Raw genomic sequence first — 20,153 nt, forward strand, 5'->3', positions numbered from 1 at the left:
TTCTTAGTTGTTTGTTAGTGGTTATTCGATCTTTACCACTAACAACTAACCGCTAACAACAATAACTATTTCCCAAACCCTTGACCGCGACTGGTAGGAGGCATACAGAGACAATTTTCGATTTGCTCGCGTAATTTCTCGTGGTCTAGATTTTGACCGATGAGAACTAACTGATTTTTCGGTTGTCCTTTCCAATCGTCGTCTTCAAGGGTGAATCGCTCGCCGCTTAAATGGAAAATGTGACGCTTGGGACTTTCCTCAAACCAGAGAATTCCTTTGGCGCGGAAAACGTTTTCTGGCAATTGATTGTCTAAGAAATACTGAAACTTCCGAATTGCCAAGGGTTTGTCGCTCTCAAACGACAAAGAAGTAAAGCCATCATTTTCCAGGTGATTGGAGTAATGATGATGGTGTTCGTGGTTGTGGTCGCGATCGTGACTGCAATCGTGATGGTCGTGGTCGTGATGGTGCTCGTGCTTAGCTTCTGACGGATTAAAATACCTATCCGACTCAAATAGTCCAACGCTAAGAATCAGAGGTAAAGGAACTTTTGCTTTTTGCGTGCGCAGAATTCTCGCCCCTTTATGTTTGTGAACCTCTTTGAGGATATCTCTAATTCTTATTTCTAAAGCGTCTACGTCAGCTTCGTCCACTAAGTCGGTTTTGTTGAGAATAATAACATCCCCGTAGGCAATTTGACTGTAGGCAGCTTGGCTGTCGAACAAGTCAAGACTAAAATTCGCGCAGTCTACCATAGTGATGATAGAATCCAATCGCGTCATCTCTCGCAATTCCGTTCCCAAAAAGGTTAGGGCAACGGGTAAGGGATCGGCTAAACCCGTTGTTTCTACTACTAGATAATCTATTTTCTCTGGACGTTCTAGAACTTGGTAGACTGCTTGTACTAAATCTTCGTTGATGGTGCAGCATACACAACCGTTGTTGAGTGCCACCATATTGTCTTCAGTGGAGACGATCAGTTCATTATCGATGCCAATTTCGCCAAATTCATTGACGAGAACTGCGGTCTTGAGTCCTTGCTCGTTGGTCAGAATATGATTGAGAAGGGTTGTTTTGCCACTCCCTAAGAAGCCAGTAATGATAGTTACGGGTAAGCCATGTTTCGGGGCATCCATGACCTTAGAGGTACCTGGCTGATTATCGACTGTTTGCATAATAGTCCCGCTTGGAAAACGTCAAAATCGAGTAAGCTTTTCTGAAACTAGAGAAGGGCTGTAGATTGATTTGCCTTCCTTTCCCTATTATTGCTCATCCCTCGCGATCGCTTCGAGCCATTCCTGAATTATTGGGTTACAAGTTTCGCACAAAGAGCGATCTCTCTACGCTCGATTCCTAAAACGCTTGCTTGGGAAGCTTTCTAAAAAATCTTTAGTTTATCACCGAATCAATTCTTAATATTTTAGAAAGCTTTTCTCGTTGGTATAAATTTTGGAGAATTAAATGGGCCGAAGAAGCAGCGATCGCTTTTAGTCTTCTTTTCTTATTAATTTCAGCAGTAACAAGTAGTAAAAAATATTAATAATCGCTCCAAAGTAAAGTTATAAAATTTCCGATAACTCTAAAATAAAACCCGGTAAAACATCCTCGCCAGATAAAAATCGAGGCGATCGCAAAATTTCTACCTCTCGATTGGGGCGATAAATTTCTACAACTTTCCTTTGGGGGTCGATTAACCAACCCAATCTAGCCCCATTTTCCATGTATTCTTGCATTTTGGCTTGGAGTTTTGTTAAAACATCGCTAGGAGAGCGTAATTCAACGACAAAATCGGGACACAAAGGAACGAATGTTTCCTGTTGTTCGCGAGTTAATGCATTCCACCGTTCTATTGCCAACCAAGAAGCATCGGGACTTCTATTCGAACCATTGGGAAGTTTAAAACCAGTAGAAGAGTCGAAAGATTTACCAAGATTATTTTGACGGCTCCACGCTCTTAGTTGATAAGTTAACTCAGCATTGCGATCGCCCGTGGTTCCCCCCGTCGGTGGCATAATAATTAATTCTCCCGTCGCCGTGCGCTCGAATCTTAAATCCCGGTTGTTGTGACAAAGCTGAAAAAATTGTTCGTCTGTTAATTGAATCGTTAATTCCAAAGGCACGGGCAAATGTAGAGTTCCGGTGTCTTCCATTGTCATTGGTTTAGGATAAGATCGCGGCAGGGTTACTCTTTATACCCTATTATTGCTTATTGGCTTGAATCTGAATCTATCTACAATCCCATGACTTTAAAGCTTTACAATACGCTTACCCGTCGCGAAGAACCCTTTGAACCGCTAGAACCTGGAAAGGTGCGGATGTATTGCTGCGGCATCACGGTTTATGACTACTGCCACTTGGGTCACGCGCGGACTTGTATCGTCTGGGATGTGGTGCGCCGTTATTTGGAATGGCGAGGCTATGAAGTCAAGTACGTTCAGAATTTTACCGATATTGACGACAAAATTCTCAATCGAGCCAGACAAGAAGGAATCTCGATGGAAGAAGTCTCAGAACGCTTCATTCAGGCATATTTCGAGGATATGGAACGGCTAAAAGTCAAGAAAGCTGATGACTATCCCCGCGCGACGCATACAATTGATGGAATTGAGCGACTCGTCTGTGAGTTGGAGCAGAAAGGTTATGCCTATCGAACTAATGGAGACGTATATTATTGCGTCTGCCGATTTCCCTCCTACGGTAAGCTCTCAGGACGCAAATTAGAAGATTTACAAGCCGGAGCAAGCGGACGAGTGGATCTCGAAGATCCTGAAAACCAGAAAAAGAAAAATCCCGCTGATTTTGCTCTCTGGAAAGCTGCTAAACCAGGAGAACCGTCTTGGGATTCTCCTTGGGGCAAAGGTCGTCCGGGATGGCACATCGAATGTTCGGCGATGGTGCGGGAGAAACTCGGCGAAACTATCGATATCCACGTTGGTGGAAGCGATCTGATTTTTCCGCACCACGAAAATGAAATTGCTCAATCTGAAGCAGTAACTGGAAAACCGCTGGCACGTTATTGGATGCATAACGGCATGGTCAAGGTGGAAGGCGAAAAGATGTCTAAATCGCTGGGCAATTTCATTACCATCCGCGATTTACTAGAGAGAGTCGAACCAATGGCAGTGCGCTTATTTATTTTGCAGGCGCATTACCGCAAACCCCTCGATTTCACTGACGAAGCCTTAGAAGCAGCAACTAATGGCTGGCATACGCTTAGGGAAGGTTTGCTATTTGGACATCGCTATGGAGAGCAATTGGGTTGGGATCCAATCCAAGAGAATTCCCAGTCCAAAATTCAAAATCTCCTAGAACAGCGTTTTCAGGAAGCCGTCGATAATGACTTCAATTTTGCCGGTGGATTAGCGGTTTTATTTGAAATTACTAAAAAGTTAGTCAAGGAAGGCAATTTGCTCGTCCATGAGGGCAAAACAGAAACGCCACCGCAGGAGTTAGAGCAACAGTGGCGGACTCTGGTGGAATTGGCGCAGGTTCTGGGACTAGAAGCCGAAGCAATCGAACAGGAGGCTACAGGCGGTTTAAGCGATGCCGAGATCGAAGACCTGATCCAAAAACGTGCCGAAGCGCGAAAAGCCAAGAATTGGGCGGAAAGCGATCGCATTCGCGACCAATTAAAAGCCCAAGGCATCGTTCTTATCGACCAACCAGGCGGCGTAACCCGTTGGCATCGTCAGTAACCAAAACGCAATCGCTATCGTTCGGACATCAGTGGGGTTAAATTGAGGTGTTCGTCAACCAAATCGGCGATTGCGTCGAGGATCGCTTCTCTCTGTTCCCGATAGTTAGCAATGCCAGTCGGCAGGGAATATAGTCCTCGTCGCTGTCTGAGATAATTCAACCAGGCACGTCGCCAAGGTCCATTGTCAAACAAACCATGAAGATAGCATCCCCAGATCGATTGGGATTCATTAACCATTCCCAGGTTGGAATCGTTAAATAACGGGTAGTAACTGGGCTTTGTCGATTTCTTAGCGGGTTCGACTATCCGCGTCATTCCCTGATGAATTTCATAGCCCACAATCGGCAAACCCGACTGGGGATAGTTAGATACCGCTTGTCGCTGGCGGGCAGTTTTATCGCGGGAAATAATGGTCTCGACTGGCAAGAGATTCAATCCTGGATATTCGTCCTCATCGCTCTCAACTCGTTCTGGATCGAACACCGATTGCCCCAGCATTTGAAAACCGCCACAAATTCCCAAAACGATCCCGCCTGCATCGGCATAATCTCGGATTTTATCTGCCATGCCGCTTTCGCACAGAGCCATTAGGTCGGTAATCGTCGTCTTGGAACCGGGAATAATCACTGCATCTGGATGTCCTAACGGTTCCTGAAGATTGACGTATTTAATCGAAACCGTCGGTTCGGCATCCAAGGGATCGAAATCGGTAAAGTTGGAAATGCGAGGCAGGCGAACGATCGCGATTTTGACTTCTGAATTCTGCTTATAGGAACGTCTCTCCAACAAATCTAGCGAATCTTCTGCCGGAAACATCGCCTCCCTCCAGGGAATAACGCCAATAACAGGAATCTGCGTCCGTTTTTCCAGCCAGCTGATGCCAGGATCTAAGAGCGATTTAATCCCGCGAAATTTATTAATGACAATTCCTTTGATTAAAGCGCGTTCTTCGGGTTCTAGTAATTCAAGCGTGCCGACGACATGGGCAAAAGCGCCGCCGCGATCGATATCCACTACCAATAAGGTCGGCGCGTTTAAATGCTTGGCTACTCGCATGTTGGTCAGATCGCGGTGTTTGAGATTGATTTCTGCTGGGCTTCCTGCCCCTTCGCATATCAGCAAGTCATATTCTGCGCTTAACTTAGCCAAAGCGCTGGTAATGGCTTCCCAGCCCCGCTCGAAGTAATTTTCGTAGTACTCTGCGGCAGTGGTTTTTCCCGCGGCTTTGCCCATCATAATCACTTGGGAAGTCATATTTCCTTGCGGTTTGAGCAAGATTGGGTTCATTTCTACTCTTGGGGTCGTTCCCGCTGCCCAAGCTTGTACCGCTTGAGCATAGCCGATTTCTCCGCCTGTTGGCGTTACGTAGGCATTCAGTGCCATGTTTTGCCCTTTAAAGGGTGCTACGTGCCAACCTCGTCGAGAGAGAATTCGGCATAAAGCTGCCGTCAGGAATGATTTTCCTGCATGGGAGGTCGTCCCCACCACCATAATCGCTTTCATTAGATCGCGCTCGAATCTACCTCAATCTATAGTACCCTTGAATTTAGTCTTCAGAAAGGTAGGCGCAACCAGCGATTAAAGGTATCGATGAGACGATCTATCCAGGAAGGTTGCGGTAAAATCCCGCCCTGTTTTTGCCATTTGTCCGTCAGTTGCCGTCCTAGCGGCGTGAGGCGAAAACTATCCGTAATGCCTTGACCGTCTACTTCCCGTCGCAGCAAACCCACATCGATCAGCCACATGAGATCTCTTTCGGCGCGTCTTTCTGAAAGCGGTTTTTGAGTATATCCCCGCCGCACGCCACTTGGAAGCGCGATCGCGCTAAGGGGTACGCTTTGATTTTGCATGGCGACAAACAAAGCCAATTTAAAGGTAGAACAGCACAACGCCCGTTCCGCCCGCTTGAACGTAGGATTTGTATATGAGATGGATTGAATTTCTCTAGTAGATGTCATTTGAGATTTTTAACTATCTGCTTGTTGTTGAAGATATTGTAAAGTTTTACGATCTAAACTAATCGACTTGAGTTGAGGAAGAAAAATTATGGCTCTATCAGTTGGCACGATGGCACCCAACTTTACCACTATTGACGACGAGGGGAAAACGGTTTCCCTGTCTGATTTCAAAGGTAAAGTGGTAGTTCTCTATTTCTATCCTAAAGACGATACGCCTGGTTGCACCAAAGAAGCGCAAAGCTTCCGGGACAACTACGAACAATATCAAGGCAAAGACATGGTAGTACTAGGTGTCAGCATGGACGACCAAGCTTCCCACAAAATGTTTAAAGAGAAATACGGGCTGCCGTTCCAGTTGCTGGTCGATAGCGATGGCACAATCACTAAAGCTTACGATGTCGATGGGGGTGGCTACTCCAAGCGCGTCACCTATATTATCGATGGCGACGGCAAGATTACTTATGTTGATGAGAAAGTGAAAACTGACACCCACGCCCAAGATATTCTTGCAGCCGCTGGCTTGTAGTTAGACTTAACTTAATAGTAGGGCGCACAAAACTGCGCCCTACTATTAAATAAGAAATCAGACTTCTTGCTTTTATTCAGGTAAGGGGAAAGTTGCTCCGCTTTTCCCTGCATCTATAGCGATGAGTTTTTCCGAGGTTGAAGATTCCCATAACTCATGGTTCGGAAAACTTCATCAAAGCTTTACACAGCAGAGCTTTGAGCTAGGGCATAATAGAATATAGTATAGTAGAAGACTACTTAGACAATATTAGACAATACAAGAATCCAGATTAACAGCAAGCCAATAAGAAAAATTTAGATATAGATTGGTTTTATATAAAGATTTAAATTATAAAAAATTTAGATATAGAGACACCAAAAATCTCTCTAACACTTGCTCATAATCAATAAACCTCGACCTTTTATATCCCGCTCAAAGTCTTATTGGCTGGAAAATAGATCGATTGGCGTTCTCATCGAGCGATCGCGTCGGCTACTTAAGTATTATTTAGTAAGGTTAAGTAGGCAAGTCCAATCGGGATTCGATGAATTAATGAATTAATTAAAAATTGCTTGCTCTAGATACCAATTTTTCCGAAAAGCGGAGAAAGACATATTATTTTTCTTTATCCGAGGCAGAAATGTCGTTTGAATTCCTGATACATGTAAGTAACAAAAAAATGAAGCGCAAGTATTAATTGCGTTGCCGTCTTTCGTATCTAAATAGTAGAGTCTTGGTAATTCTTCTCTATTCCAGTAATTGTCATTAGGCAACTTTCCTTGCGGTCTGGTCAAGCTTTCATTGCGAAAAAAAGGTAGCTGTAAGCTTTTAGTCAAAATACGCATCAGAAACTCGTGCTGAATCGTCACGTAAAACTGAATGTCTAAAGCTCGACTTAATATCTGCGTCCCCAAAATAAGCATCATCATGATTGGTCGTCTAATTTCGGAGGGTAATTCTTGGTCGAGCGCTAGAGCAGAAAGCTCGGCTACGTTAGTAGGAGCACCAAAAAAATAATCTTGCCAGTGCTCTCTACCAAAGAAAGTTTCGCTCTTGAGGGATTTTTGCTCAGATCTGAGTTGGACATTCATGTTGCCAACTACGGAACCTTGGCGCGAAACGACGACTGCATAGTCATTGCCATCGATTAAATGCTCGGTATTCCAGACTTTACGATATACTTCTTCTGCCAGAAGCCGTCCTTTCTTGTAGAAAATATCATTCTTATCTACTAAATGGATTTCTACTTTATCGGTTAATGAGTTTTGACTTAAACCAGTCTGTTGCAGTAAATTCGCTACCGAAGATTCCATGCATTCTCTCCTTGCTACTTGACAACACAAATTACCGGAAAATCTATAGCTAAAATAGCTTTGCCTCGTGCGAATCGCTCGAATGAATCGTCTATCTCCTTAATCTTTCTCATTAAATATGCCATAAACCATCTAGCGATTGGTAAATTTTCCAACTAAATCAATCATTTTTTTCTAACGATTTTTCTCAAAAAACCCTTGACCGAGCGACAACTTTGTGATTAGCAAGTCCTATGCCGAGGAAAATTTGCTTCTTCTCTCTAAAGCAATGAGAGCGAATCCTTAAAATGTCAGCAATTTAATAACATACATACTTCAACATAACTCTTCGTTCTATGACAATCTTTTTGATTGTTTTTTTGATGTTTAAGTTTGTTCTTTTTGGCATCGCCAATCGACTTTAAGACAGAAATTCGTCAATGTCAACCTAAAAACAAAAAGTAAAAAAATCGATTAGAGCATAGCAGAATCGGGCAGACCCTATTTAGTAAATTTGCAATTCTTAGAGTTGTTTTTTAAAATAAAAGGTTTGTTCGAGCCAGACCTAGAATGAGTTGCTCGACCGCAACAGGCTCGATTAAAAATCAACATAAAAAAACACAATTTATACATAGTATCGAACATTGGCAGACGCGATCGCAAACATGAAGCGACGAGCGAAGATTATTATTTACGATCGCCAACGATCGCGGAGGACTCTACAAGCTATCATAATCGTCAGACGCTAGCATAACCCTCCTGACTCCTTTACAATAACCAATCATGAACTCATCGAATGACAAACCACCCAGCGCTAATAATCGGTTCAAAAAACGCCTGCTGGTAGTCGATGGAAAAAACGGGAGACCAGACGACAGCAAAACTGCATGGGAAGAAGCAACAACCCAGGAAACTTTTGAAACCGACGATAGCGAACGACGCGCTTCCAAAAACCGGAAACGAGAAGCAGAGCAAGTAGGGTCGAAGGATTCGCAACGACGATCGTTCGATAGCTTGAGGATAATCGTCTGGACGCTAGTCAGCATTGCCACCCTGAGCACAGCATGGGCAACGCTCGCTCACGAGCTTCAAGTCGAACAAGCGATCTCTGCCACGGGTCAGCTAATGACTCGCGAAACGATTAAAGAAATGCAAGTTCCCGAAAATAAGGTAGTCAAAGCGGTTTTTGTCAAAGAAGGAGACCGAGTTAAGAAGGGACAGCCATTGGTAGCGTTTGACTCGTTAACTTCCTACAAGAAACTCAAATCCCTAGAAACCGAGCGCCAGTTGCTCGTGCAACAGAATCGATTCTATCGTCGCGCGATCGAGCAATCGATTGAGATGGCTCAAGTAGAAGGCGCGATCTTGGGTCTGAAACTTCCTAGAGAAGCTGCCTTTTTAGTAAGAAATCGCACGGCACTGATAGCAGCCAATCAGCAGTATCGAGCTCAGACGCTCGAACCCCCGACAGACAGTGCAGAAAATCCCCAAGCGCCGCAAGTCAATCCCCAAAAAGTGCTAGCCGAGCTAGCCGTCAGACAACTGCAAGAGCAATTAGAGCAAAATCAATCGCAGCAACAACAGGCGCAAGAGCGCTTAATTGCCGCTCGGCAAAGGCTCGCTCAAATTCAAGCCTTAGTGAGCGAGGGAGCGATCGCTCGCGTTGAATCCAGCGAGCAGGGACAAGCAGTTCGTTCGAGTGCAGACGAGCTAGAACGATTGCGTATGGAACAACAACGCTTGCAATTGTCGCTCGAACAGGCAAGAAAGCAATTAGCCAATGTGTCGGTTGCCATGAGCAACGAGAGCCAAAAGCCAGCGATCGATTATCAAAAACAAATTACAGACAATAAAAAGCAGATTGCCGAAATCGACAGTCAGCTTACCAAGATCGTCACAGAAAACGAGCGGCAGATTGCCGAACTAGAGCGCCAGATCGCTCGCGTTAAGCCTACCTCAAATTCATATATCCTGAAAGCTCCGGCAGACGGAAAAGTATTTGCACTCAAAGCCGCTCTCGGCTTCGGTTCTCAGCCAGACGACGAGAAAACCCTCTTCAAATTAAAGTCAGACGGACAATATTTAGTCGTTGAAGTCATAATTCCCAAAGAAAATATCGATTTCATTCAAGACGGGATGCCAGCAGAGATAAAAATTGATGCGTCTTCTTTTAGCCAGTTGGGAAACCTTCGAGGACAGGTACTTGCTGTTGGTTCGGATGCCTTGCCACCCGATGCTGTCCATCATTTTTATGGCATTCCCGCAAAAATCGGTTTAGAGCGACAAGCTTTGGCAGTGGAGCCTCAGAAGATGTCTTCGCGATCGGGAATTTCTGCAACCGTTACGATTAAAATCAACAAGAAGCAAACGCTGGGAGAGGCAATCTGGCAGAAGCTTTTACCAACCAATCGCCTTTAGTTGGATTCTATTGAAAACCTGTAGAAGTTCGTGAAAAAATAGGTAATTTTCGCTACAGAAAAAATTTTAAGATAAAGGTATGTCACGGAAATATAAACCTTAAACTGCTCTAACTTCCGCAAGGGGGTGAAAGAGATGGCAAGACTGACAATGCGAGAGCGGCGAGAATTACTCAGTTATTATCTGCAACAAGTAGCTGATGGCGCAACCAACTATTCCATCAGCGATTGGGCAGTCAATCACCTGCTGTTAGAGATAATCCAGCTGGGAAAGCGAGATCTGTCTATATTTGAGGTAGTAGCGAGCGATCGCGATAAATCCAAACTCCCTTTGTCCGTGAAAGAAATAGAAGAGGAATTAAAGCAAGAAAGCGTATTTACCTAATCAATCTGAAATTTGTAGATCTAAGTTGACGGAACGGGCATATCCTCTTTCATAACGCGCCACGCTGTCTGTGCGCCCTCTTTGCCAACTTTAACGAAAATCCAGCAGCCTCGCTGATAAGAATTTTGACTGGGCTGACAGTGGGGTTTTACGCCGATCAATCGCTCTACCTCTTCAGTCGTCAAGATCCAGTTAGAACTATGGGCGCGTTCTAATACGCTCATGTACCAGAGAGGATCGGCGGGTTGAAAGCGAGCGGTCAAGATTTCACCCAGTTTCGCTAGTGACTCCGCGATCGCGGCCAGGCGAGCATCTATTTGCTGGGCAAGCGTCGTGTCGAGTGGGGGGGAAGACAGTTTAGCTTCAAGCCCAAGCATAGCATCCGGCTTGGGTGGAGGTGGAACGACCTTTTCCGGGTGAATCGGTTCTTTAATCGCTAAGTTAGCCTTCAACTGCGACAATAATTCCTTAAGTTTCTCAAGCTGCTGAGATTGCTCGCTAGCTCTCGGAGTCGTTTCTTGGATTTCTTGCTCTTGGGAAGGCTGAAAAGCACCGACTTGTTTTAAATCCCGACTCAGTTCTGCTGCCAGATTTCCCAAAAAATGAGCGGTTTCCTGTTCTCCTCTGGCTGCCATCTGAGCGGCGACTTGTTTCATCACCTTCACTAACTCAGGATCGATTAACTCTTTGTTAGCTGCCAAAAGCTCTGCTTCCATTCCCTTGGGACAATTAAGTAGCGCCTGAATGAGCTGGAGATAGGCTTGAGTCTTCTCGTCAAGGTTTTGGGGACGAGCAGCTTGCGATAGGACGTGGGCTAATTGTGCCTCCCAATGGCGCAAAAATTTAGCTGCTTGCGAGTTGCCCTCTGCTGTCAGTTGGGAAGAGACTTGTTCCATGACCTGCAACAATTCGGGATTTACCAGGTCTTCATGTTGCTGTAGTAGCGTCCACTCTTCTCCTTTAGGACAATTTAGCAGCTCTTGAATCAAATTCAGATAAGCTTTGAGGCTTTGTTGGTTCATTGGTGCGATGCTTCCGTAGTGCTGCTATTATTATTTTCTCTTGACATCGACGCGACTGGGCAGTCACCGTTATATATGTATAAGTTGGAGTCCATCTGCGGCAAATGGCTCGAATTTAAGGTAAGATTATGAGTTTGCAGGACGACAATACTTAGAAGAAGGAGACAGCCTCATGCCTCGGATGTATTACGACGAAGATGCCAATTTAGACCTACTTGCTGGGAAAACGATCGCGATTATCGGCTACGGTTCTCAAGGTCACGCCCACGCCCTCAATCTCAGAGATAGCGGCATGAACGTCATCGTGGGGCTGTATGCCGGCAGTAAATCCGCCAAAAAAGCTGAAGCTGAAGGATTAACGGTTTATAATGTCGCTCACGCAGCTTCATCGGCTGACTATATTATGATTTTGCTGCCCGATGAGGTGCAGAAAACGATTTACAAACAAGAAATCGAACCTTATTTAACTGACGGCAAAGTCTTGTTATTTGCTCACGGCTTTAATATTCATTTTGGGCAAATCGTTCCGCCACCGGGAGTAGACGTGGTGATGGTTGCGCCGAAAGGACCCGGACATCTGGTACGGCGCACTTACGAACAAGGAGAAGGCGTTCCTTGTTTGTTTGCCGTTTATCAAGATGCTTCCGGTCAAGCTCGCGATCGCGCTATGGCATATGCTAAAGGAATCGGCGGCACCCGTGCGGGCATTCTCGAAACTACCTTCCGAGAAGAAACCGAAACCGATTTATTTGGCGAGCAAGCAGTTCTATGCGGCGGCTTGACGGCTTTAATTAAAGCCGGATTTGAAACTCTCGTCGCTGCTGGCTATCAACCGGAATTAGCCTATTTTGAATGTCTTCATGAAGTCAAACTGATTGTCGATCTGATTGTCGAAGGCGGTTTGGCAAAAATGCGCGATAGCATTTCCAATACCGCAGAGTACGGCGATTATACCAGAGGTTCTCGTATCATCACCGACGAAACCCGCGCCGAAATGCGGAAAATCTTACAAGAAATTCAATCCGGTCAGTTTGCCCGCGAATTCGTCTTAGAAAATCAAGCAGGCAAACCGGGATTTACCGCCATGCGCCGCCAAGAAGCCGAACATCCTATCGAAGAAGTCGGTAGAGACTTGCGTGCTATGTTCAGTTGGCTCAGAGAAAAATAATTGAATTGGCGATTGGGAATTGGTAAGCTCATCCCCTTTTGTCCTTTGTCTTTTGTACCAATGACTAATGACAAATTATTTTAGGGACAAGGGAAAAAGGGAAGGGGGAAAGGAGTATGAGGATTCAGCATGCATCCCTTTTCCCTTTACCCCAAGCGAAATTTACCCTTTTCCCCTGCATTGCTTTTCCCCTTTCTCCCAATTCTAATGACAGATGACTAATGACTAATGACAAAGGACTAATCATCTAGGATTGCCATATCATCTACGAGAAAGCCACTGCAAGATCGCTTGATTGACTATTTCAGGCTTTTCATCTTGAGGACAGTGACCTGCATTCGCAATGGGGTAAACTTCTACATCACCTCCATTTTGAGCGAATTCTTGGTAAATTTTTGCGCCTGAGATGGGAGTCCAGGGATCGTTTTCTCCCCACAACACCAGTAGAGGCTGCTGCACCCGTGGCAATAATTCTCTTGGAGTCGGACCCGCAGGTGCAGTTAAAACGGCAGCAAACACCTGTTGAGCGCCGGGGTCGCACGAGGGTTCGTAGAGCATATCTACCAGTTCGTCTGTTACTGCCGCGCGATCGCTATAGACTTGGAACAGAGTGTTGCGAATGCGATGTTTTTGACGAATATTGTCAAAAATAAACTTGCCCGTCAGCGGCGAACTCACTAGCTTTGTAAAAATTCCCATCACCAATCGCAAGGGAGGATTTAATTCGTCTGGACGGTGATTGAGTCCTCCCGCACTATTAATTAACACGCCACCTGCTGCAATTTCTGGATATTCTGCCATGACCTGCAAACAGAGCAAACCGCCAATAGAGTTTCCTACTAATACCGTCGGTTCTTGGATGTGCGCTTCCCAAAAATCTCGAATTTGTTGTCCCCAAAGTTCTACCGTATATTCTCGTGCTGGTTTATCCGAACCCCCAAATCCTAATAAATCGAGGGCAAATACGCGATAACCTGCCTCAGCGAGGACGGGAAGATTTTTCCGCCAATGTCCGATAGAGGCACCAAAGCCATGAATCAGCAGCAATGGCTGTCCGTCTCCCATGACAGTATATCGAATTTTGTTTCCTTCCCAAATCCAAGTCAGCTTTTCAAAAGCAGTAGGTGATAGGTGTTGAGCGATCGTTTGCATTTTGAATTTTGAATTGACCGATTGACTGTTAAGTTTCTTAAACTCTCTTTGATGATACAAGAATTCACGGGGGATGCTATCTGTCGATAGAAAAGAGCAGTAATGGTAGAGATGGCATTAGGGGTCAAGAGAGCAATAATACGATCGTTTTTACCGACAGTTCTCCCGTAACACTCAATTTATCGGGTCAAGCTGGAAAGTATGATGGTAAACCTCTCGTTATTGTTCAAAGTCAGCAAGCAAGCCATCATCTGGGTTACGATAGCAGTTAGCTCCTACGACCCAGATTTCTTTACAACGCAGTCGCTCTCTGAGAGCTTGAAGGACGCTAATTTCATATTGCAACAAAACTCTAGAACACCGAGCAGTTTTGGGACTAAGCGGCGATAGTGACGGCTATAAGAGGAGCAAATAATGGGATGGACTTTCTTATGAAATTTTTCACCTAAGCTTGAGTGTAACAAATGTCAGTAACCGTCGAACAAGACTTAAAAGAAGTCCTAGCTAGGATCGACTCTAAGCTAGATAAATTAGATTCAAAGCTAGAGCAAAAGATTGACAATCTACAAAAAGATGTCAGTGACATTAAGCTCGAGCTGGCTACGACTAAGGGCAATGCCAAAGCGAGTGAAGAAAAATTGTCAGGACAAATAAAAGCATTGGATGAAAAGTTATCGGGACAAATCAAAGCTTTAAGCGAAAAAACAGACGGATTGAGCAAAAGGTTAGATTCAACCGAATTTATCAATCGTGGGATTTTTGTCGGGCTTATTCTTGCCATACTCGGCGGTTTTGCCAAATTATTCGGTTTGGTCGGCAATCCTTAGTCGCGCCTGAGCAAGCGACGATTCACCGATCGTCTGTAGCGTTCTTTTTTAACGTGAGTTCGACGGAAAAATCTAGGCAAAAGAAAAGCTGAGATGTAAACTCAAAATGCTTACTCTATAGACATCTCAGCTATGACAGATATTGTATCTCGTCTCGATATTACTCAAATATTTTGTGAGGTAGACGACTTCTATCAAACTTTTGAACGACATTGGCTTTCAATCCCTCTATTGACGGCTCAGAGTGGGGAACGATTGTGTCGCTCTCGTTTAAGCTTGAGTGAAGTAATGACGATTGTGATTGCTTTTCATGGCTCTGGCTATCGTACCTTCAAAGAATTTTACCTACGACAAGTTCTACCGGGCTGGCGCAAAGCTTTTCCTCATCTGGTCAGTTATACTCGTTTTGTGGAATTGATGCCTTGGTCGTTGATGCTGTTGTGCTACTTTGTACAGACCCGTCGAGGAGAAGTAACTGGCATTTCATTCATTGATTCGACCCCAATCGAGGTATGTCATCCTTGCCGTTCCAAGAGCCATCGTGTGTTTGAAGGTTTGGTGGGCTGGGGCAAAAACTCTGTCGGTTGGCACTATGGGTTTAAGCTGCACCTAATTATTAACCAACGAGGCGAGTTGCTGGCTTTTAAGTTAACCCCAGGTAATACTGACGACCGTAAGCCTGTACCTGACTTAACTCAAGATCTGATTGGTAAGTTATTTGGCGATCGCGGTTATATTTCTCAAGAGCTATTTGAGCAACTTTACCAGCGAGGACTCGAACTGATTACACGACGCAAGAAAAAGATGAAACAGCAGTTAGTGCGGTTAATCGACAAAATTTTGTTGCGTAAACGAGCCTTGATTGAAACCGTCAATGACCAACTCAAGAACATTTCTCAAATCGAGCATTCGAGACACCGAAGTGTTTGGAATTTTCTAGTCAATCTCTTAGCTGGATTGATAGCTTACACTTACCTACCCAAAAAACCTTCTCTCGATTTAGAACCCTCAGGCTTACCAGCCCTTCCTCCTGCCGTCTTTTAACCTTATCGAACTCACGTTTTTTTAGAAATAGTATTAGGTCGGGAATGGGTGTAGAAGTCGATTTAGTTGCCGTTTGCTCTTTTACTGGCTATACTGCCGAGCAGAGGGCAACTTTTAAACGAGCGAATTTATAGTGAATGCAGTTAATTATTCTCATTGCTGCCCTTATCGTTAGTTGGCTGATATTTACCTGGTTGGTTAAGGTATTGAAAGCCAGTATCGGTACGGCATTTTCTATTGCGATCGTCGTTCTGATTTTACAGCTAGCCTTTGGGATCGCTCCCCAAGAACTTTGGCAACAAATCATTGACCTTCCGCAAGCGATTCAACAGGTTTTTAGCAAGTAAGGCGACGGGTTTGTCAAAATAGGGAGAAGAGAAGACACACGCTAAGGAGCTAAAGATCGACTCATGCGAGTTCTACACACCATGTTGCGCGTTGGCAACCTAGAAGAGTCCCTAAAGTTCTATTGCGACGTTCTGGGGATGAAATTGCTGCGTCAGAAAGACTATCCAGGCGGACAGTTTACCTTAGCTTTTGTGGGGTACGGCGACGAAGCAGACACTGCGGTCATCGAATTGACCTATAACTGGGGAGTTGATAAGTATGACCTGGGGAATGCTTACGGTCATATCGCGATCGGAGTTGATGATATTTACGCAACCTGCGAGAAAATTAAAGAGCGTGGCGGTAAAGTGACGCGGGAACCCGGTCCGATGAAACATGGTTCGACGGTAATTGCCTTTGTAGAAGACCCTAATGGTTATAAGATCGAGCTAATTCAATTAGGCACCCAAGGTTCGGCTCAACAGCAAGAAGCATTGAGTTCGCCAGTCAGCGATTGAAATCGCCGCCCCATATCTAAAGTCGTCTAAAGACGACTGGATAAGCGTTTAAGTCAATTTTAACTGCGATCTTGCACCATTCTCAACAACTGCTGTTGTCATTAATTTCCTGGCCGAGCGAAAAAGTCTTCTAGAGAAGACCCGATCGGAATTTCAGTCGATTTTAATCGAGTTGAGCTTTGAGCCTAGAACTAAAGTTCTAGGCGTTGATGCTTAAAGTTTTACCTAGTAATCATTTAGTCTTATAGGCAATAACTTTTGCGATCGCGCAAGAAAATTCATTCCCTCATAGCTCACTTGAGATTTAAATCCTGAGGGAGTTTTCGCGTTCCTACTCTCCTAGAGGGTAGTGCTAAACAACTCTAAGACTTGTTTCCAAGCATCTTCTGCTGCTTGTTGGTTGTAGCTTGCCCGCTGGTCGCAGAAAAAGCCATGATCGGCTCCAGGATAGCGAAAGACGCGGTGGGGAATATTGTATTTTTGTAATGCGGCTTCGATTTTGTCTACCTCTTCGATGGGAATGCTAGCATCTTCCATGCCGAAGAAAGCATAGATCGTTCCTTTAATCTCTGGCGTTCGGGTTACGGTAGGTTCTCCGTCTCCAGGCGACCAAGTGGTAATTCCTGCGCCATAAAAGGAGGCTGTTGCTTTAATATCGGCTAAGGTTGCTGCTAAATAGGCAACGTGTCCCCCAAAGCAAAAGCCGATGCAGCCAACGCCAGTACGCTTGACTTGGGGTAAGGTGTAAAGATAGTCGATTGCGGCTTGGATATCGTTCAGCAATTCTGAAGCTTTGGTTTGATTTTTGTAGACTCTGCCGATTTCGATGTCTTTTTCGGTATATCCCGTTTCAAAACCGGGTGCTTGACGCTGATAGATGGCAGGCGCGATCGCAACGTACCCTTCTTTAGCAAATCGTCGGGTAATATCGCGGATATGATCGTTAACTCCGAATATTTCTTGAATGACGACTACGGCAGGAAAGGTACCTTCGCCTTGTGGGGTAGCGAGATAGGCATCGATGGCTAGATCCTCATTTTTGATTTGTACGCGCTCGGTTTGAATTTCCAACATTGTCAATCTCGGTTTCTCCAAACTATATTTTAATTAATTACTAATCGGCAAACCTAACCAATCGCTCAATTCATAAGCAATCCAGTCCAATTCCGGTTCGGATAAAGGAAAATCCAGTCGATATTTCTGGGTTCCTGCCCAAATAATCAGAGATGGGGGAATGCTAACGCGATCGCCATCTGAGTCTTTTGTGTACGAAAGATTTGTCCGCTGCAATTTGTTAATAGCTTGGCGTGGAAAAGAACGAGATTGCCGATATCTAAAACCAAAAAGCTCTTTTGCCAGAGAAATTTTTTCGCGATCGATATGGAGTATATTTCGTCCAAATAAACTAAAGAGAATTTTAAGGATCATACTGATACCCGCTGCCCAAAAAGGAAGAGAAAATAAAGCAAAAAATAGATTGCCTGGAGATGGGGCTGTGAGTGCCATAGATGTCCAGAAAAAAATGAATGAATTCCAGGCGATCGCGAATGCTCCTAGAAATACTAATCCTGGATGAAATCCTTCTGCTGGAACGATTAATTCAAATTTTTCACTATCCTTATACAGTATAATTTTACTTCCAAAAGGTTGGCTAATTTCTGAGGGAGTCAGGGGAACTAGCTGAGAGCTTTCTAGGGCTTCTAAAGCTTGCAAAGCTTGCTCTGCCGATTGAAAACGTCTTTCTAAACTTGGTTCGGTCATTCGCCGCAACCAATTCCTTAAAGCAGGACTTAGATTAGTAAATTTTTCAAATTCAATCCGTAAATCTTTTTGCGGTAAATCGGCAGGAGGAGTGCCTGTAAATAGATAAATTAATGTTGCTCCTAAACTATAAAGATCGGAAGCAGGAACGGCACGCCCGCCAAATTGCTCTGGTGGCATATAGCCATAAGTTCCTACTAAAGTCATCGTTGCCCCTTCTCTTGCAGCAAGCGTTTGTACGGCTCCAAAATCAACTAAATAAACTTGACCGACGCTATGCCCCGAACGATTAGTCAATAAAATATTACTAGGCTTAATATCTCGGTGAATGACAGGAGGATTTTGTCCGTGTAAATAAATGAGAATCTCTAATAAAGATTTTGCTAATTCTTTAACTTCTTCTTGATTAAAAGTTCGTCCCGAATTAAGCTGTTCTTCTAAGGATTTGGCATCGATATAAGTTTGAACTAAAGCAAATCCTTTAAAGTTTGGCAAATTAACATCAAAATGGTTTAAATAACGAGGGATAGCAGGGTGAGAAAGATTGCGGAGGGTTTGTGCTTCTCTTTCAAAAAGTTCGAGATGTTTCCATTCAAAATCTTCGCCAAAGGTTAGGAGTTTAATGACAACTAACTCTTGAGTTTGTAAATCGCGAGCCAAAAAAGTTTGTCTTCCAGCTTTTTTGCCCAATTGTTTCTGAATTTCGTAGCGATCGCTGATTATTTGACCGATCATAGTTTGACTCCTAGGTGTATTTCTGTAAATTTAAGTTAGTGGTTAGTAGCCTACTACCTACTAATTACTAACCACATTTATTTTTCCCATGAAAAAAATTGATTAAACGCGATCGCACTCCATTGCAATACTATTTTAAAGCAAGGACTATAAAGATAGCTTATCTATATAGAGTTCGCATATTGCTTTGTACAATAAAAGCGATCGCTCCACGAGGTGAATGACAATGCGCTACAAACTGCTAGGTCACAGCGGACTGCGAGTTTCTGAACTTTGTTTGGGAACCATGACTTTTGGTGAAGACTGGGGATGGGGAGGTTCCTACGACGAGAGTCGCAAAATCTTCGATCTCTTTGCTGAAGCAGGTGGAAATTTCCTTGACACTGCCAATTTATATACCAATGGCACGAGTGAAAAATATGTCGGCGAATTCGTTGCTGCTGACCGAGAAAAGTGGGTCGTCGCGACAAAATATTCCCTTAATACCGGACAAGGCGAAGTTAATGCAGGTGGCAACCACCGGAAAAATATGGTGCAGTCAGTCGAAGCTAGTTTGAAGCGTCTGAGGATGGAATACATCGACTTGCTATGGCTGCACGCTTGGGATTTTACCACGCCCGTTGAAGAAGTCATGCGAGCGTTTGACGATTTAGTCAGAGCCGGAAAAGTTCTCTACATCGGCGTTTCCGACACGCCTGCTTGGATTATTTCCCAAGCTAACACCATTGCCACGCTGCGCGGTTGGACTCCTTTTGTCGGTTTGCAGATCGAATATTCCTTGAGAGAACGCACGCCAGAGCGAGATTTACTGCCGATGGCGCGTGCCTTCGATATCGGAGTGACGGCATGGAGTCCCCTTGGTGGAGGCGTTTTGACAGGTAAATACAATCGTCCTGCCGATGAGTCTGGAGAAACCGGACGACTCAGCGATCCAATGTTTAAAATTAGCGAACGGGATTTGAAAATTGCAGAAACAGTTGTCAGCATCGCTAACGAACTAGGACGATCGCCCGCTCAAGTGGCTCTCAACTGGCTGCGGCAACAACCTGGCGACATCATTCCTATCATCGGTTCGCGCAAGGTTTCTCAGATCCAAGATAACCTGGCTTGTCTGGATTTTCAATTGAGTCCAGAACAGATGCAACGGTTGGATGAAGTCAGCGAGATCGAACTCGGTTTCCCCCATGATTTCTTGAAGAGTCCGATGGTTCAAGATTTCGCTTTTGCTGGATCGCTGGCAAAGATTGACTATCGTCGATTATAGGGAGCAAAGTAAACATTAAAATCTCACCAAGAAATCAATTTCTTGGCTAAGAGCGTAAGTCCATTAAATAACAGGGCG

At 44.5% G+C, this 20,153-nt stretch carries 19 protein-coding genes; 10 read left to right on the forward strand and 9 right to left on the reverse strand.

Annotation, left to right across the window (positions count from 1 at the left end; genetic code table 11):
* Window positions 1-65 precede the first annotated feature (65 nt).
* Both PLE7327_RS21335 and PLE7327_RS21340 read right to left on the reverse strand, forming a co-directional pair.
* Window positions 66-1,175 carry a GTP-binding protein gene (locus tag PLE7327_RS21335; RefSeq protein ID WP_015145838.1) on the reverse strand — a complete coding sequence of 370 codons (1,110 nt, stop codon included), beginning with the start codon at window positions 1,173-1,175 and terminating at the stop codon, window positions 66-68.
* Window positions 1,176-1,559: 384 nt separating this feature from the next.
* Window positions 1,560-2,150, reverse strand: coding sequence for a Uma2 family endonuclease (locus tag PLE7327_RS21340; RefSeq protein WP_015145839.1), 591 nt, complete (start codon window positions 2,148-2,150; stop codon window positions 1,560-1,562).
* Window positions 2,151-2,240: 90 nt separating this feature from the next.
* On the opposite strand from PLE7327_RS21340, the gene cysS reads away from it, so the two are divergent.
* The gene (cysS, locus tag PLE7327_RS21345) at window positions 2,241-3,695 is read left to right on the forward strand and encodes a cysteine--tRNA ligase (RefSeq protein WP_015145840.1); all 1,455 of its coding nucleotides are present in this window, start codon (window positions 2,241-2,243) and stop codon (window positions 3,693-3,695) included.
* Window positions 3,696-3,709: 14 nt separating this feature from the next.
* On the opposite strand, the gene cobQ is transcribed toward cysS, so the two are convergent.
* Together cobQ and PLE7327_RS21355 are read right to left on the reverse strand one after the other, a co-directional pair.
* Window positions 3,710-5,200 carry a cobyric acid synthase CobQ gene (gene cobQ / locus PLE7327_RS21350; RefSeq protein ID WP_015145841.1) on the reverse strand — a complete coding sequence of 497 codons (1,491 nt, stop codon included), beginning with the start codon at window positions 5,198-5,200 and terminating at the stop codon, window positions 3,710-3,712.
* Window positions 5,201-5,250: 50 nt separating this feature from the next.
* A complete protein-coding gene (locus PLE7327_RS21355; RefSeq protein WP_015145842.1) occupies window positions 5,251-5,655 on the reverse strand; it encodes an Npun_F0494 family protein in 405 nt (134 codons plus the stop codon).
* An 88-nt stretch (window positions 5,656-5,743) separates the two neighbouring features.
* Here PLE7327_RS21355 and PLE7327_RS21360 point away from each other — a divergent pair, with 88 nt between their 5' ends.
* Complete coding sequence (locus PLE7327_RS21360; RefSeq protein WP_015145843.1) at window positions 5,744-6,181, forward strand: peroxiredoxin; 438 nt, start codon at window positions 5,744-5,746, stop codon at window positions 6,179-6,181.
* A 539-nt stretch (window positions 6,182-6,720) separates the two neighbouring features.
* On the opposite strand, the gene PLE7327_RS21365 is transcribed toward PLE7327_RS21360, so the two are convergent.
* Window positions 6,721-7,476, reverse strand: coding sequence for a hypothetical protein (locus PLE7327_RS21365; RefSeq protein ID WP_015145844.1), 756 nt, complete (start codon window positions 7,474-7,476; stop codon window positions 6,721-6,723).
* A 762-nt stretch (window positions 7,477-8,238) separates the two neighbouring features.
* Here PLE7327_RS21365 and PLE7327_RS21370 point away from each other — a divergent pair.
* Together PLE7327_RS21370 and PLE7327_RS21375 are read left to right on the forward strand one after the other, a co-directional pair.
* On the forward strand, window positions 8,239-9,873 hold the full coding sequence (locus PLE7327_RS21370; RefSeq protein ID WP_015145845.1) for a biotin/lipoyl-binding protein: 1,635 nt from the start codon (window positions 8,239-8,241) through the stop codon (window positions 9,871-9,873).
* A 135-nt stretch (window positions 9,874-10,008) separates the two neighbouring features.
* On the forward strand, window positions 10,009-10,257 hold the full coding sequence (locus PLE7327_RS21375; RefSeq protein ID WP_015145846.1) for a hypothetical protein: 249 nt from the start codon (window positions 10,009-10,011) through the stop codon (window positions 10,255-10,257).
* A gap of 20 nt (window positions 10,258-10,277) precedes the next feature.
* Here the strand turns inward: PLE7327_RS21375 and PLE7327_RS21380 are convergent, their stop codons facing one another.
* A complete protein-coding gene (locus PLE7327_RS21380; protein ID WP_015145847.1) occupies window positions 10,278-11,279 on the reverse strand; it encodes a hypothetical protein in 1,002 nt (333 codons plus the stop codon).
* A gap of 172 nt (window positions 11,280-11,451) precedes the next feature.
* On the opposite strand from PLE7327_RS21380, the gene ilvC reads away from it, so the two are divergent.
* On the forward strand, window positions 11,452-12,447 hold the full coding sequence (ilvC, locus tag PLE7327_RS21385; RefSeq protein WP_015145848.1) for a ketol-acid reductoisomerase: 996 nt from the start codon (window positions 11,452-11,454) through the stop codon (window positions 12,445-12,447).
* Window positions 12,448-12,708: 261 nt separating this feature from the next.
* Here ilvC and PLE7327_RS21390 read toward each other — a convergent pair whose 3' ends face one another.
* On the reverse strand, window positions 12,709-13,599 hold the full coding sequence (locus PLE7327_RS21390; RefSeq protein WP_015145849.1) for an alpha/beta fold hydrolase: 891 nt from the start codon (window positions 13,597-13,599) through the stop codon (window positions 12,709-12,711).
* A 464-nt stretch (window positions 13,600-14,063) separates the two neighbouring features.
* On the opposite strand from PLE7327_RS21390, the gene PLE7327_RS21395 reads away from it, so the two are divergent.
* The 4 genes from PLE7327_RS21395 to gloA all read left to right on the forward strand — a co-directional run bounded on the left by PLE7327_RS21395 (window position 14,064) and on the right by gloA (window position 16,315).
* Window positions 14,064-14,426, forward strand: a complete 363-nt coding sequence (locus tag PLE7327_RS21395; RefSeq protein WP_015145850.1) for a DUF1640 domain-containing protein — start codon at window positions 14,064-14,066, stop codon at window positions 14,424-14,426.
* Between the two features lie 132 nt (window positions 14,427-14,558).
* On the forward strand, window positions 14,559-15,470 hold the full coding sequence (locus PLE7327_RS21400; protein ID WP_015143165.1) for an IS982 family transposase: 912 nt from the start codon (window positions 14,559-14,561) through the stop codon (window positions 15,468-15,470).
* 137 nt (window positions 15,471-15,607) lie between these two features.
* Window positions 15,608-15,817 carry a hypothetical protein gene (locus PLE7327_RS21405; protein WP_015145852.1) on the forward strand — a complete coding sequence of 70 codons (210 nt, stop codon included), beginning with the start codon at window positions 15,608-15,610 and terminating at the stop codon, window positions 15,815-15,817.
* Window positions 15,818-15,880: 63 nt separating this feature from the next.
* A complete protein-coding gene (gene gloA, locus PLE7327_RS21410) occupies window positions 15,881-16,315 on the forward strand; it encodes a lactoylglutathione lyase (protein WP_015145853.1) in 435 nt (144 codons plus the stop codon).
* A 339-nt stretch (window positions 16,316-16,654) separates the two neighbouring features.
* Here the strand turns inward: gloA and PLE7327_RS21415 are convergent, their stop codons facing one another.
* Window positions 16,655-17,389, reverse strand: a complete 735-nt coding sequence (locus PLE7327_RS21415; protein ID WP_015145854.1) for a dienelactone hydrolase family protein — start codon at window positions 17,387-17,389, stop codon at window positions 16,655-16,657.
* 33 nt (window positions 17,390-17,422) lie between these two features.
* Window positions 17,423-18,811 (reverse strand): serine/threonine-protein kinase, encoded by a 1,389-nt coding sequence (locus PLE7327_RS21420; protein WP_015145855.1) that lies wholly within the window; start codon window positions 18,809-18,811, stop codon window positions 17,423-17,425.
* A 226-nt stretch (window positions 18,812-19,037) separates the two neighbouring features.
* Between PLE7327_RS21420 and PLE7327_RS21425 the strand changes: the two genes are divergently transcribed.
* Complete coding sequence (locus PLE7327_RS21425; protein ID WP_015145856.1) at window positions 19,038-20,075, forward strand: aldo/keto reductase; 1,038 nt, start codon at window positions 19,038-19,040, stop codon at window positions 20,073-20,075.
* Window positions 20,076-20,153: the final 78 nt, after the last annotated feature.

The sequence above is a fragment of the Pleurocapsa sp. PCC 7327 genome (genome assembly GCF_000317025.1).
Taxonomy (GTDB): domain Bacteria; phylum Cyanobacteriota; class Cyanobacteriia; order Cyanobacteriales; family Microcystaceae; genus Hydrococcus.

Bases quoted from the DNA above. Each gene is read 5' to 3' on its own strand.
- PLE7327_RS21335 (WP_015145838.1), bottom strand. From the start codon at position 1,175: ATGCAAACAGTCGATAATCAGCCAGGTACCTCTAAGGTCATGGATGCC.
- PLE7327_RS21340 (WP_015145839.1), bottom strand. From the start codon at position 2,150: ATGGAAGACACCGGAACTCTACATTTGCCCGTGCCTTTGGAATTAACG.
- cysS (WP_015145840.1), top strand. From the start codon at position 2,241: ATGACTTTAAAGCTTTACAATACGCTTACCCGTCGCGAAGAACCCTTT.
- cobQ (WP_015145841.1), bottom strand. From the start codon at position 5,200: ATGAAAGCGATTATGGTGGTGGGGACGACCTCCCATGCAGGAAAATCA.
- PLE7327_RS21355 (WP_015145842.1), bottom strand. From the start codon at position 5,655: ATGACATCTACTAGAGAAATTCAATCCATCTCATATACAAATCCTACG.
- PLE7327_RS21360 (WP_015145843.1), top strand. From the start codon at position 5,744: ATGGCTCTATCAGTTGGCACGATGGCACCCAACTTTACCACTATTGAC.
- PLE7327_RS21365 (WP_015145844.1), bottom strand. From the start codon at position 7,476: ATGGAATCTTCGGTAGCGAATTTACTGCAACAGACTGGTTTAAGTCAA.
- PLE7327_RS21370 (WP_015145845.1), top strand. From the start codon at position 8,239: ATGAACTCATCGAATGACAAACCACCCAGCGCTAATAATCGGTTCAAA.
- PLE7327_RS21375 (WP_015145846.1), top strand. From the start codon at position 10,009: ATGGCAAGACTGACAATGCGAGAGCGGCGAGAATTACTCAGTTATTAT.
- PLE7327_RS21380 (WP_015145847.1), bottom strand. From the start codon at position 11,279: ATGAACCAACAAAGCCTCAAAGCTTATCTGAATTTGATTCAAGAGCTG.
- ilvC (WP_015145848.1), top strand. From the start codon at position 11,452: ATGCCTCGGATGTATTACGACGAAGATGCCAATTTAGACCTACTTGCT.
- PLE7327_RS21390 (WP_015145849.1), bottom strand. From the start codon at position 13,599: ATGCAAACGATCGCTCAACACCTATCACCTACTGCTTTTGAAAAGCTG.
- PLE7327_RS21395 (WP_015145850.1), top strand. From the start codon at position 14,064: ATGTCAGTAACCGTCGAACAAGACTTAAAAGAAGTCCTAGCTAGGATC.
- PLE7327_RS21400 (WP_015143165.1), top strand. From the start codon at position 14,559: ATGACAGATATTGTATCTCGTCTCGATATTACTCAAATATTTTGTGAG.
- PLE7327_RS21405 (WP_015145852.1), top strand. From the start codon at position 15,608: ATGCAGTTAATTATTCTCATTGCTGCCCTTATCGTTAGTTGGCTGATA.
- gloA (WP_015145853.1), top strand. From the start codon at position 15,881: ATGCGAGTTCTACACACCATGTTGCGCGTTGGCAACCTAGAAGAGTCC.
- PLE7327_RS21415 (WP_015145854.1), bottom strand. From the start codon at position 17,389: ATGTTGGAAATTCAAACCGAGCGCGTACAAATCAAAAATGAGGATCTA.
- PLE7327_RS21420 (WP_015145855.1), bottom strand. From the start codon at position 18,811: ATGATCGGTCAAATAATCAGCGATCGCTACGAAATTCAGAAACAATTG.
- PLE7327_RS21425 (WP_015145856.1), top strand. From the start codon at position 19,038: ATGCGCTACAAACTGCTAGGTCACAGCGGACTGCGAGTTTCTGAACTT.